The 13,087-nt window shown below is 51.5% G+C and carries 9 protein-coding genes and 1 pseudogene; 3 read left to right on the top strand and 7 right to left on the bottom strand.

Annotation, left to right across the window (positions count from 1 at the left end; all coding sequences use genetic code 11):
* Positions 1 to 189 (top strand): annotated as a pseudogene (locus ACN0UH_RS19195) (IS3 family transposase); the annotation flags it as partial.
* Positions 190 to 489: 300 nt separating this feature from the next.
* Here the strand turns inward: ACN0UH_RS19195 and ACN0UH_RS19190 are convergent.
* From ACN0UH_RS19190 to ACN0UH_RS19175, 4 genes are all read right to left on the bottom strand, one after another.
* Positions 490 to 1,437 (bottom strand): GCN5 family acetyltransferase, encoded by a 948-nt coding sequence (locus ACN0UH_RS19190; RefSeq protein ID WP_417663556.1) that lies wholly within the window; start codon positions 1,435 to 1,437, stop codon positions 490 to 492.
* Between the two features lie 342 nt (positions 1,438 to 1,779).
* Positions 1,780 to 2,466 (bottom strand): hypothetical protein, encoded by a 687-nt coding sequence (locus tag ACN0UH_RS19185; protein WP_417663555.1) that lies wholly within the window; start codon positions 2,464 to 2,466, stop codon positions 1,780 to 1,782.
* On the bottom strand, positions 2,463 to 3,626 hold the full coding sequence (locus tag ACN0UH_RS19180) for a hypothetical protein (RefSeq protein ID WP_417663554.1): 1,164 nt from the start codon (positions 3,624 to 3,626) through the stop codon (positions 2,463 to 2,465). The genes ACN0UH_RS19185 and ACN0UH_RS19180 overlap by 4 nt, the downstream gene beginning before the upstream one ends.
* Before the next feature lie 7 nt (positions 3,627 to 3,633).
* The gene (locus tag ACN0UH_RS19175) at positions 3,634 to 4,677 is read right to left on the bottom strand and encodes a hypothetical protein (protein ID WP_417663553.1); all 1,044 of its coding nucleotides are present in this window, start codon (positions 4,675 to 4,677) and stop codon (positions 3,634 to 3,636) included.
* Between the two features lie 239 nt (positions 4,678 to 4,916).
* On the opposite strand from ACN0UH_RS19175, the gene ACN0UH_RS19170 reads away from it, so the two are divergent.
* Positions 4,917 to 5,975, top strand: coding sequence for a toxin-antitoxin system TumE family protein (locus ACN0UH_RS19170; RefSeq protein WP_417663552.1), 1,059 nt, complete (start codon positions 4,917 to 4,919; stop codon positions 5,973 to 5,975).
* A gap of 170 nt (positions 5,976 to 6,145) precedes the next feature.
* On the opposite strand, the gene ACN0UH_RS19165 is transcribed toward ACN0UH_RS19170, so the two are convergent.
* The 3 genes from ACN0UH_RS19165 to ACN0UH_RS19155 all read right to left on the bottom strand — a co-directional run bounded on the left by ACN0UH_RS19165 (position 6,146) and on the right by ACN0UH_RS19155 (position 12,508).
* Entirely contained in the window at positions 6,146 to 9,040 is a 2,895-nt protein-coding gene (locus ACN0UH_RS19165) for an AAA family ATPase (protein WP_417663551.1), read from the bottom strand.
* Positions 9,041 to 9,638: 598 nt separating this feature from the next.
* Positions 9,639 to 11,237 (bottom strand): ABC-three component system protein, encoded by a 1,599-nt coding sequence (locus tag ACN0UH_RS19160; protein ID WP_417663550.1) that lies wholly within the window; start codon positions 11,235 to 11,237, stop codon positions 9,639 to 9,641.
* A gap of 341 nt (positions 11,238 to 11,578) precedes the next feature.
* The gene (locus ACN0UH_RS19155; RefSeq protein WP_417663549.1) at positions 11,579 to 12,508 is read right to left on the bottom strand and encodes a restriction endonuclease; all 930 of its coding nucleotides are present in this window, start codon (positions 12,506 to 12,508) and stop codon (positions 11,579 to 11,581) included.
* A 355-nt stretch (positions 12,509 to 12,863) separates the two neighbouring features.
* Between ACN0UH_RS19155 and ACN0UH_RS19150 the strand changes: the two genes are divergently transcribed.
* Positions 12,864 to 13,087: hypothetical protein (locus tag ACN0UH_RS19150; RefSeq protein ID WP_417663548.1), on the top strand; the 224-nt coding region annotated here is incomplete at its 3' end.

Raw genomic sequence — 13,087 nt, 5'->3', positions numbered from 1 at the left:
GAGCGTGTATTTCGAAGCTTGAAAACCGAGTGGATACCTTCAGTGGGTTATATGTCGGTTCAGCAGGCGCAACGGGATATCAGCTATTACTTAATGCATCGCTACAACTGGATACGGCCTCATTTATTCAATGGCGGGCTAGCGCTCGCTCAGGCCGAGCAGAAACTAAACGTCGTGTCCGGGAGTTGACCACTACATTTTACTTTTTCCATTCAGAAAATCGTTTGACGAAAGCTTAAAAGCGATCGAGAGCCGGGACACCGATCATGCTAACAGACGCGCTCCGTGTATCTTTGTATCCGCTCTCTTACGGATAATCAAACCTGATAGAAATGGGGTTGGCATCAGCGCGAACTGCTGAAGCTAGTCAAAGCCACCAAAAAAAGCTGCGAGCTCTTTGACCGCAGCACTAAGTTAAACCTGTTGTTGGTCATCCAAGATTGACGCAGCCTCTAACCCGCGCAGATAGAGTTTGGCTAAAACGGGCGTTTAATGATCATTCTTAAATGTAAGCCGCCTTGCTGTGATTTTTTCTGGGCAGCCCAAGATCTCGAGAACAATATTGTTTGTTGAATTGATAATCGCATCGCCGAAAATACGCTCAAATTTCGTATGGCTGAATTCCATACTTGGCAGCTTTATATCGGCGCAAAGTCCAGCCAAATAGTCTGGGAGCCTGACGTGTTCCGCATAATCTGTTTTACCGTCCATATACGGGTAGGCAAACAAAAACTGGGGCTTGTTAGGGTCTTTCGCAGTTCCTGATTGAAGGCGGAAAAGAAGAAACAAGATGTATGCGATATCAAAAGCAACCTCGTTGTATTTTTCGAAAGTCGCATCGCGATCAGTCACCCAACGGACGGACGCCGGCTCCTTGAGATGATTCAGAGTCAAGAAGAGAAATCCGGCAAAAGTAGATGTCAGCAATACCTGCCTAGCGAGTTTGGCATTGAATTTCTTCCGCTGAACATCAAATGCAAACTCTCCAAGGGCTTTGTCGATTCGCCGCCAGTATTCTCTATCTGATCCAGGCTCAGCGGACCATAACGCAATCAACTCACGTAGCCCTAAGCAAAAACCATGGATATTATCATCGGTGATGAAATCTCTGAGCAGCTTCGAATCCCGCTCAACGATGAACGAGACGCTGAACGCCACCGGACAATTGAGGTAGGAGATCAGCCCCTCCGAAGCCTTACGCGCTTTCTTCAGATCCTTGGGCGCTACGTTCGCAATGTATTCTGAAAAATTCTTATCAGTGTCGTGCTTGAGCGTAATGACGAACGAGAAACTGTCGTTCGCCTTATCAGTGTTGCCCACGCAGTAATCTGAATAGACATTCCACGCAGCATCCACCCGATACTTTTCAAACCAAGCCTGCATGTCGCTAGTGAGCGATGGGCTGTTGTCGATGAGCAACTTGAGTAAATCGAACATACGCTTCCCTGCTCACGATGTGTAAGTTCCACTCTACCAGAGGGAGCAGGGAAACATTCTGTATGTGGTCATCTAAGTGTCCCCATCCCCTCCTACGAACCGTCACCAATGAAACTGCCACGCTACGCTACCCTCCCATCACGCCAGTTATAATTTAGATGATATTACGAGAGGAGGTTATCGGCCAAAAGGGGAAACTCGAAAATATAACGCGGTCCCCTTTCTGGTTACTGGCCGTCAAGGGTGTATTGGGCGGAGCCGGGTTTTGTGAACGCCCCTAGTGCCGAGCCAGCCGAAATAGGCCCGACACATCCCGCTCAATCTCTCGTAGCCTCTGCCTATCTACCGGATCAAGAGGCCTGTCAGCAGGTGCAGGTGCTCTTCATCATCCCACGACACTGCAATCGAGCCTGAGCGAGAAAGCTCAATCTGAACAGGCCTTGATTCGTACGTGTAGACGATTTTGATCTTGTTGATCGGTGCCGCGCGGCCACCCGTGATCTCCAACAACTTAGTCATCGCGTTTCCCGTCGATGCAATATCGACTCGAAAGCTGCTTTCGATATCAAACGTCACCGCTCCAGAAACGATCCGCTTGGCCATGACTCTCGTGAAGCGCTTGTCAGCCTTGAGCTGCTGATAAACCGAAGAGATGTCCGGCTTCACGCTCTCCAGCGCGAAGTTCCTCCCAGTTGCAGCTCGCACGAGCTCCACGAACGGCTTCAAATCCTTCGGTGGCGACCCCATGCAGATCGAATACCGATCTGGCCCAAGCATTTCGAACACCATGTCGAAGCTGATGAACGTCGAGTAACTCGATTCGACGGTTTCGCCCAGAGGGTTCGTGAACGACTGTGTGATATCCCGCTGCTCGTGGTACCGAAAGGTGGCCTTGTCATCCAGGATCTCGATAGCCTCTACACCGACCCGGTTCCGGTCGTTGAACGGCTGCTGTCGAAGCCCATACAAAAGGGTCTGAAAGTCAATGCGAGCGGTCAGAACCCAGAGTTTCAGCCGCTTTGACTTCATGTCGCCAGACTCCTTTCGATGTCATCCAAGGTCTTCTGCGCCGCCTCCTCCAAGCGGATCTTGAGCTTCTGCTCAAACACCGACTCGGCACGTACTAGGTTCTTGGCGTATTTCCCGTTGTTGTAGTTGTAGACACCTTTAACGATATAGGAGAAATCGCAGTATTTGGCCTGATTACCAAACTGAGCCTCAAAGAGGACGACCTCAGATCCAACGAGCTTCTCACGAGATTTCCATCGAATCTTCCACAGATAGAACCCGTGGCCTTCAAGCTCAAGAAGCTGCTCCGACTCCAAGACCCCCTTACCCTTCAGGGACGCCTTATCGATGCGGATGATCTTGTGAATCCTGGCTTCTGACTGCGGCTTGGCCAGTTCGGCTTCAGGGTCGCCATCCTCACCCTCATCTTCTGACTCAACCTCAATCGAATCCTCGATCACCAGTGCAGCGTCACTTAGATCCAGATCATCATCTTCTTGATCTTTAGGATTAAACATAGAGACGTCGACCACATCGACCACCTCCATGTCTTTGAGATTACGGATCAAGCTGCGAAGGAAATTCGTTCTGATGCCCGCATCAGGAATCGCCTCCAAAGAGATGGCTCGGGTACCCACGTCCTGTTCGGTCAGGATCTCGATCTGGGAGTACAACTGATCGGTGATGTCTTTAAACTTGTCATTCATAGGGCCAGTGATCTTCCAGCCACTGCCCTGCTTCTCAATGATCACCTCCGCCGTCTTCTCAACAACCTGGCGGAACTCTGCCTGACTCAGATCAAGCTTCTGGTATTTGACGGTGAGTTTGAGCTGATCGCCGTGAACGGCCATCTCAGCCTGCTCGTGCTGGTTATCCACCAGCCATTCCTTGACGGAGGTGAGAGCGTCGGTCAGTTGGTCTTTAGAGACCGTTGTTGTGACGACCACATTGGTGGTTTTCTCACGGCTGTCACGTCCGCCCACCAAGAGAGATAAGTTCCGATAGTCGTAGTAGTCATGAAACAGAGCACTGAATCGATTGGCTAAGAATTTTTTGTCCGATTCATTAGAAATCACGATCCCCCTGGAAAGGAAGACCTTCCTGAGCTCAGCGCTCGTCAGGCTTCGCTGCGTGAGCGCATCGTAGATCGCTTTGTCGGATGCAAAGTACAAACTACCCATTCTCATTTCAGTCTCGCTCCCATCCAATCGCTTCGGGCTTATAGTTCGGAATCGCGTGATTCACGATTTCCAGTTCAATCGCCTGTAGTTTCCGCTTGCGGTTTTCGTCTTCGCCCCACTCGGTCACATAGCTGTTAATGGCTGCATTGAAATTGCTGATGATGCTACTGTGATGGTGCCGATTGGCAACTCTGATCCGAATTTTCAAGTCCTTGTTCGCGTTAAGGATCTGGAACCTAGACAGCGCATCAAAGAGGTACCTGAACTCGATTTCAGTGCTGCCATCGCGGCGATAATAGATCAGATAACCTTCGCCATACGTTTCAGTCACGTCTTTGACTTTCTCGCAGTACGACATCACCTCTTTGTGGTGAATGATCATATACGGCGAGGCGATGAGCTCTGCGGTGGCCGCACGCTCCCAGTAGTCACCACTGGCTTTATGCAATACGAGGTCAGGGTAATAGAAGGTGTAATTGTCCCTCGGGAATCTCCCTTCCGCCCTAAGGGTGTTAACATCGAGCTGCAGCGTCTTCAGGTAATTGATCAATGAAGGTTCGACGATATGAACCTGCTGAGAATCTTTGATGTGCAGATTCTCTCCCTTGTAATCCTTGAAATGATCGTAGAAATTCTTGTCGTACTCGTCATCGTGATTATAAACGAAAAGCATCCCACGAATTTCATACTTCTCACGCTTAGCCAAATGGTAGCGAGTCTGCCATTCCGGCGAAGCACGAGCACAGTCGATAGTCTTACCCAAGGACTTCAAGGCCTTTTTGATCGAGTCAAGACTAATGGAGCCAACCGCATAGCTCTTCAAGTCGGTATGAAGGTATATGGCTTTGTTCTGGTAAGGATCTGCGTACCTGAACACCACGTCAGTCGGATGCGTGTGCTCGGACTTCTTCAAGGGCGCGTGTGTATCCTTCTTTACACAGGCGAAGTTGAGGTTAGCTGGCCCCTCTCTCTTCCAGCGAAAGAAGTTGAAGATATCATTGGAAACGAGCTCCGCGAGCCTCGCAATTTTTTCGGTTTCGCCGCCTGACATGGTGGTTCCTGTCACGAAATGAATGCGCAAGAACGGCACCGGCAAGGAGATATTGGCCCTTGCCCTGGAGGTGCGCCCTGCTCTGAATATGGCCTCATGCCAGCACAAAGTACCGTAAAACATCGTGCTCGGCCACTAACTGATGGGGGGATTACCGACGCTCTGTTGATGATGGCTTGTGAAGTCGCCTAGCTGTCCCCATCTTGAGAGCAAGACAATCACAGGCGTGGAATTTAACGTTGAAGCTCAACGACGTAATTAAAGACTGCATAACCCTAAAGCTCGATGGCCGCGCGACTGATGGCGCGATACAAGTCTTCGGCGGCAATTTCCTTTCCGAACAAAAACCGGTACTGCCGATTGAGGTTCGGGACAAGGAAACGCTGTTGTGGATGATGCAAGGGGCAGACGACGTTCATATTTACGTGGCTTCAGGAGTGTTTCATTTCAACGCCCTCTACAAACCGGCCGACAGGTTTCCTGCGGGGAGAATTTATTACCTAAAGACCGAAAACTTGCTCGACGTCGGCAGCATTGGCGTATTTCTTGAGAGAAACGGATTAACCCTCAAGCCGATCAATGACACTGGTTTCTCCAAGCTTATCGACGATCGTGACCATCCTCGGCGCTTCAGCTCCTGGCGCAAGGAGCGCGACAGTGAGACCAGCTCATTTGAAGGGCTTTTTAATGGCCGCCGCAAAAATACGGCGGTAGACGGAGCGATCTGGCTTTCATCAAATGGCAAGTGTTTAGTGTGCGGGGCAGAAACAGATCGGGTGTCAACGACCACAGTACAGGGAGCCTCAGGTCTGTTAATCGGATTGCAACTTTGCCCGATACATGAAGCAGAGGCGCAAGAGCAATCAACGTTATTGAACTACGTCGCCAAACATTTGGGTGGGATAGTGATGTTCGACAATTTCCGGCAAGTAAGCGCGAGTGAGGCACTAGAACTGGCGTGCGAAGCCCTCAAAATGGAACTCGACTGCACCGTTGAGAAAGTCCAAGACCAAGCCGTCACGGCCCGGAGGCCTTCCGGGGTGGTCGTTATCGTCAGGTACGTATCGCCCATGAATTACGCTTACAACGTTCAAGCGCCCAACGGAACGAATTTGTCGCGAGTCGACTCGGCGAACCATCATAAGGTGCCCTACGGTCCAGACCATCTCCATCCTGACCTGAGAACGTCTAAGAAGAAGATCGTCGAGTCGAGCTTTACCTATGGGAACGTTGGGATGGATGTGAAGCTGATCAGAAAGATGATCCTGGACGCCGAAACTATTGATGGTTTCAAGTGAATGATCTGTACGCTGGCCTCGCGCGCGAATCGAGCAGCATCTTGATCGCCGCTCGTCAACGGTCAACGGTAATCGAAGAGATCTGAGATACACTCCTAACGCTGCCGTGAGCACTTGGGGTGATGTATTGAAGATCGTCTGCCTCGGGACCTGTGCTAGCAGTTACACGCCTAACTAGCCGCAACAGTCACTCCTTCCAACGGATAAACGGTACTCAGCCGGATCCCGCTTCGACCATTCCCGTCTAGTTCCAGTATTCGAAGAGGCGGCTGCCGCCCACTTGGTGTCTCTACCAAACCTACACCAGCAAACTTTTCTATGAGGTGTCGAGCCAATGCGCGACTAGAGGTGGTAATGACGAGGTTAAGCGTATTACTGCTTTCTAAGACAGTCGCTCGCAAAATGTCGAGAAGACCGACACGATTCAAGTCGTCCAAATGGACGATCGGCTCGTCAAGAAAGAATGTCCCGCCGAGGCTGCGTGCCCGCGCCAAGAATAAGGCGAGCGCAAGATCTTGTCGCTGGCCTTGGCTAAAATCTTTGCCCGGATCGAGCTGCTGGTCCCCTGCGTCAGCGAGCCAATGCAGAAAGTCAGTATCCGCACCGAGGTTGATCCGGTCAAAAACACGATTAGCATGCATCCGCGCGAAGAGTGGGTTCACCACTCGGCTCAGATCCTGAACCTTTTGACGGCTAATAGTGGTGTAGGCCTCATAGAACACTGCACGCGCGCGGTTCGCGGCGTTCAACCGACCCGTCATCACCCTCGATTCATCGATTAAAAGTTGGGTTGCCTGTTGAAGCTCCAACAGACGAGAGCGACGAGATTCGGCTGCCCATGCTGCCCGAGCCGCCGCAATGTGTCCTTCAATTACAGTAAGGCGAACGTTTTCTTTTGTGAGTTCAGACATCAATGTATCGAGCTCGGCGTTCGGCCATTCAATATCTGGCGAAGCCTCTTGCCATGCCGATTGCAAAGAAGCGAGCTCCGCTGACTTTTGCTCTAAGCCTAGACGGCAATCCTTCAAATTTTCCTGCGCCGCAGTATACTTTGCGCGTAGATCGTCACGATTACTTATCGCAGCCTCGATAGACTTCGCTATCTCAGCAAGCTCGAGCTGTACCACACGATTTCTTGCCTCGAATACGGTATCAAAATGTTGGTGCAGGTCTGCGACCTGGAATCCGGAAGCGGGCATGCGAAATTCAGAACCGAAAACTGTAGGTGAAATCCCATCGCGGGCTGACAGCAGTACGGAAATAGCGTCGGCTACATCCAGATGCGCTGCGAGAGACTTGAACTCTTCTGCCGTGGCACTCTGGCTGACACCGAGCCTCTCCAGCTCGCGGCGCTGAACAGCATTGGCCAACTGCAGATCCGATTGCTCTTTTTCCAGTCCGTGTAGATAGTTTTGCTTTTGTAGAGCTGCATTGAGCTGGGAGTGTGCAAGCGTGGCCGCATCATCGGCTGCGGCCACCCCTGACCTGGCGACTACAACTAACTCTGGGGCGGCTGAAAGCGTCGTATTGATTGCTGATCTTAAATTTTCAGCGTCCTTCCAGTCATGAGAGCAAAGAGGGCATTTTCCCATGTCCACACCATGGTCATGACCTAAAAGCTCCCTCGCAGCAGCTTGTAAGCGAGCCACAGGGCTCGCTATAGCATCTAGCAGCTTGGCGGTAGCTTTGGCGTGTGAAACGGTCTCAGAGGCTTTTTCTTGCAAATGCTCCAGCTCCTCACGTGAAGGAGCATCTGAGCGAGCTGCACTAACCTCGAGGTCTAGTTCCGCTAAGCGCTTGGTCTCATAGGTGGATCCGGCACTAGATAACTCGAGCTCTTTCAATTCATGACGACGTCGTTGTCGTGCGCTCGCCGGCCATTGGTAATCAGAGTATTTATGCGAAAGTTCTATGAAGCTTAGAGAAAGATCATCGGCAAAACCGCCATCCAGAAGTGTGGCGACTACCATTGCACTCAGATAAGACAGTTCATCCTTAGCCTTCGCAAGTTCTTGCGCCAGCAGATAGGTGGCTTCCCGCCGAGAATTAAAATCAGTGAGCTCAGTTGCAGCCTGCCGTCCATCCTTTTCAATCTGGGCTAAGGACTGCGCCAACGCGGCCTCAAGATTGATTCCTTCAGTGACAGCCATTTCTAGGCTGTTACGAATGCTCCACTTCGCCTCGACACGCTTAGCTGCGTGTGAGCGTGCATCGAATACATGTTTGTAACGACTGTGCAACGCGGTGAGAGAGGCGAGTTGATCGTCGAGGTTGGGCTGCTCTACGAACCAATGAGTATCCTCGGGCGCAAAGAGATTCGCGGCAGTATCCGCCTCGAGACGCGCCGAGCTCGAGAGCGAAGTCCCGGCCGCCTCATCAGGGCCAAGAGCGAGCTTCAGATCAGTAATTTCCGCTGATCTCGACTCAGTCATTTCTGTAAGATTTCGCAGGCGTCTACCGATCTCAATAATGTACTTTTCACACTGCCGCTCGGCATCAAGCAGATGCCGAATTCCGAGCAAATCCGCAAAGACTTGAGTTCGTCGCTCGATAGTTTCTTCGTCGGTATCGACCAAGGCAGCCAGCGCTTCAGAACTCAAAAAGCGCGTTCCTTTAAGCCACCGCTGCCGTAAATTTATAGCCGTTATGGCATGTGCTTCGTCTGCCGCAGCGACCGGAGCCAAGAGGGCCAGAAGCTCGTTGGGACGAAGAGTAGCTGCTGCCCCTTCATCGGCACCATATGCTGCAGAAGACTGCGATCCGTCAACGTCTCTTCGGACAAATTGTTCCGTTCCATCAATATATAGGCTCGCAGCGGCGGAGGTAGTGGCGTCATTTTGGCTGGGAAACTTCGGACTCAGAACTAGAGCGTCGAATCCATTACCTTCCTTCAACCTTTCTACTTGGCCTGTAAGTAGCCATTCTGCAGCCTCGCACATTGTTGTCTTGCCGGTGCCGTTTGGAGCGTATACCACGGTCAATGGTGAGCTGAAATCAAAGCGGACAGAGTCGTTGAGCCCACGAAAATGAGACACATTGAGAGTGTTGAGTCTAATTCCGCGCATTCGGCGTCCCCTCATGACGTAAAATTGTCCCATTGACGCCAAGCGTTGAAAGCTCGCCCCACAGTGCTTGAGCTTCAGAATCCAGCTCTGGCCATTGGAGTTCATTACCCGAGGGGGCAGCTGAATCTGGCAGTCCCAAGACTGTTATGTCGGCTACTCGTTGCCACAGACCCGGCTCATAATTGTAATCTACAGGTGATGAAGGCCAAATCATGTGCTTGCGGCACACCTGCGCCGACAGCTCTAGTCGGCGAATCTCCTCTCGGGAATCTGCCTCAGGGGCCTCAGGGAGGGCGAGTACTAGATAGCCATCTATTGGGCTTCCAGGAGACAGCCTTTCGTTCCGGACGAGAACTTCATCAAACCAGGCTTGTCCTTGCGCCGCTGCTCGCTCGATGGAAATATGGTCACTTCCTCTGCAGGGCCATAGTAAGACAAGCGCGTAAGACGAAGACCAAAGCGTTGTTCCCGCGGGCGCGGAAATCATTATTCCCGGTGAGGGAAGCTCTGGAGTGTGGTCGAGACCTACTTTGACGCACAGCTCATTAAGCTGCTCGCTGGCAGAGTTCCAAAACGCAGAGTCTTCATTCATGCACCTTTACTCCCTAAAAAAAGAGGCGATCTGACCGAGCAATTCCGCGACTCGCTCGTCATCTTCTGATGCAACGTATTCTGTGTAGACCGCTGCGGCTTTCGACAATCCGAGACCAGCTACTTTGCGCATGCCTCTGAGCCCCCTTATGTCCCCTGTCACGGGTGCAAGTGACCCGCCAGCGCGAAGATCAGCATTGCCTCTTGGAGTGGTGCTGATGTCATCGCGCCTCTCTGGTGCGATCTCTCCGCTGTCTAGGTCGCCATAACGAGTCGCTCCTAGAACGATTAAAGGCGGATGTGGACCACCTCTATCCCGCCATTCTCCGAGAGAACGTTTTAGCGCCCTAGGTGACTCGTTATGAGAACGCCATATTAGTAAATTCCGGTTTTGAGCGCGGACGATGAGTTGACCAGCGGCACCAGGAGAATCTTGCCAATCTATTCCATCAATCGATTTCAGCGTTGCTAGCGCGTGAAGTCCGGCTCGAAGAGCGCTGATCACTTCAGGATCATAAACTGCGTCAGGATCCACCGGTTTGAGGGAGCTTGTGCCCTCCAAAATGGTGTTGAGCATGGAGCTCGATTCGGCTGATTGGATAGTGCGCAAATGTTCGCCGATTTCAGCGATGCCTACACCTAGCCGCGGAGCTGCATTCATGTCAGGCGGATACCTACGTAAAAAGCGCTCAATCTCATAGGTGACCTTGTTAGGAGCAGACGGCACGGGGAGCATCATCCCTGTGTTCTGAATAGGGCAAACCATATTCCCTCTCCAAATCAGCAAGCTAGTAACAGGGGTGTATGGCGGCCAATACACAATACCTGCAGTGACTGATGGGTGTGTCGCTCGTACCACCGCTCCCACTATGCCCTGAGAACTTAGTGCTCGCGTCGCAGTGAGACTTTTCTGACCGTGAGGCATCTCAGTGAATGATGCAAAAACACCACTGAGACTTCTCCATTTATCGTTCGCCTCATCTGCAACGGGACTATCGTGAGACACGTTGCATAGAGCGACTACTCCCTGTCGGCCTGCAAGAACGTGGTTCAAAAGGGAGTTAATAGCGATTCCCCAATTCTGGTTGTATCCCGTCTGGAGCAAGGAACCTACGATGAGCACTGGACGGTCATTGTTCAGGCTCTCAAGTTTGCGGTGGATACGTGCTTGGGGTGAATTTCCATTCGGCCCTGCAGGCATCAGTAAGTCAGCACAGATCAGAGGAAACAGGTCCAAGTCGTTGAAACGCAGATGCAAAAGTGTGTCATGGGCCTGCACATCGTCTAACTCGACTGCCTCATAACTTTGCTGGAGAACATTTTTAAGGTAAGTGATGCAGTGCGTCTGACCGTTTGGCTCATGAATCCAACACCAACCGCCATTCACACGCATCGCTGGGCTGATGCCATTACGAGCCTGCTCCCAGGCGAGGTGCCTAACCGTGCCGTCTTCGGAGCGCGCTCCATACCATTCGAGTACAGCTTCACCCGACGAGACACCAAATCCGCTGATCAAAACGAGTGGTCGATCGATACCTCTGACAAAAGCGTCAACAGCGTTCCAGTCCACTGAGCCCAATGCCCACTCCGGCGCAACAATGAGCACAGGGTCACCACCTGGCGCTATCGTGGATAGGGTAGGTCTCGTCCCATCTGGCCCAGCCTCGAGCAAATTGCGCAAAACATTCAACGCAGTCGTCCGACTTAGATCTTCTAAGGCCTCATCAATGGATGCAGGCAGCTGCAGCAGGCATAGATTAAGTCCAGCTCTGGGGCGAAGCGCACAATTTACTTGAACGCTCGTGTAGTTTTCTTGAAACTCAAAATTCAGGTCAGGCACGATAGTGCAGCCATTAGCCTAGGGCATCGAAGATGGGACGGTAGAGCAACAATTTTGGCGAGTCAATACGCCATCATCTGTAGTAAAATTATCGTAGAGTGAATGGTTCACTTCGGGTACAGATCGCGAACGCGACTGAAGGGGGAACCGGTCTCTGCAGCGCGGCGGACTTTGATCTTGAGGAGTTCGGATAGCGAAATCTCCCGATCTAACATTTCGTACAGATCTAATCCATCCATGCAAATCACCCGCTTACCTCGGCCGAAGGCTGCAAGACCATCCTCTGTGAACCCGCTATTGATTATAAATAGTCCTCGAGTCCAAGCAGCCTTCTGCTCGATCTTCCCATGAAACGTATGCAAGTCGGCGACACCAATGGGTTGGCCGTGCCATTTCGCTTCGAGCAGATAAACCTCGTTGTTCAGCTCAAAACTACCGTCTATTTGCTCACCTCTCAGCCGAAATGGTTCTCGGGCTGCCAGTTGAAATGCATCGAAGAGGTTTTTGAGAAATGCCTCGAAAGCATAGCCACGAGCGTGAGGCAGGAGCGTACCGACTTCTAAAAGGATATTTTTGAATGTAGCGAATTTACGCCCTTCAATTACCAGCTCCTTCTGTTTCGCGGCCATCGGTGCGGCCTGCCGTTGACCCGACAGCCGACTTAACAATGCGTGATACCTCTGCTCTGCATTGGCGATTGGGTCTGGGGATTCAGTGCGAATGAGATGCTCGCTCCGATGCTCCCAAAGGGCAGCAAGCAGCCGAACAGCATCAGAGTCGTTGCAACTCTGTAGGAAGCACTTTAAACGCTTGCCCTTCGAGCGACCATTCACCGCAAATTTAGGATCGTCGATATCAACATTCAACTCAGCCGCGAAAAAAGCCGCATAACTGACGTCTGAAAAGTCCAGGACATAACCAGCACCTCGAACGAATCCGACGAGGTCGTCTACGAAGCGTAAGTCGATATGTCTGATCGAGCTAATGTTGAACTCCTTCCCACGAATCACATTTCCTGGTGCCCAATCTTCCTTCAATACCTAAAGTCGACGCAAGACCGTGCGATTCAGGGAAAGAAAATCGGCTCTTCGGGTAGACACCACAATCACAGCTGTGGGCGGCTAGGATGTAAGAATTGTTTTTACTGATTCGTTACGCAGCGGAGCTGAGCGCCAGCATTTATGAGCCCGATCTAGTCAGCCATACCCAAGAGCTATGATACGTATGCCTATGTGAAGGGCGTCATCTCACACCCGCCCACGCAACTGGCGAGTGAAATAGGGGAGCTGGAAGAACTCAGAGGTCATGCGGTCCTTCATCTATCAGGTATCAGGTATCAGGTATCAGGTATCAGGCCGACAGTTGATCGTACGCATCAAAATGTCCTCTAGAATGGAGCATGAACGTTACCGTCAGTTTCAAACCCTCGAACATTCCAGCATCGAGATAGACCTGCATCACCCGGACCTTGAACAAATCAATGATGATGACAGCTTCACGCATGTCGTGCTGCAGGATCCGTCGAATCGCTCATGGATCAGATGTCTTCGCGGAGAAGCGCTAAAAGCCGTTACGGAGCAGCAACTTCAATCACGCGCATCTGAGCTGAACGCTAC

The sequence above is a fragment of the Pseudomonas sp. genome (genome assembly GCF_048265905.1).
Classification (GTDB): Bacteria; Pseudomonadota; Gammaproteobacteria; order Pseudomonadales; family Pseudomonadaceae; genus Aquipseudomonas.
Note: the sequence above shows the minus strand (reverse complement) of the source record. Positions and strands in the feature narration are given on the sequence as shown.

What these genes read in the sequence shown, in the direction of transcription:
- ACN0UH_RS19190 (WP_417663556.1), bottom strand. Translation starts at nt 1,437, where the DNA reads ATGTTCGATTTACTCAAGTTGCTCATCGACAACAGCCCATCGCTCACT.
- ACN0UH_RS19185 (WP_417663555.1), bottom strand. Translation starts at nt 2,466, where the DNA reads ATGAAGTCAAAGCGGCTGAAACTCTGGGTTCTGACCGCTCGCATTGAC.
- ACN0UH_RS19180 (WP_417663554.1), bottom strand. Translation starts at nt 3,626, where the DNA reads ATGGGTAGTTTGTACTTTGCATCCGACAAAGCGATCTACGATGCGCTC.
- ACN0UH_RS19175 (WP_417663553.1), bottom strand. Translation starts at nt 4,677, where the DNA reads ATGTCAGGCGGCGAAACCGAAAAAATTGCGAGGCTCGCGGAGCTCGTT.
- ACN0UH_RS19165 (WP_417663551.1), bottom strand. Translation starts at nt 9,040, where the DNA reads ATGCGCGGAATTAGACTCAACACTCTCAATGTGTCTCATTTTCGTGGG.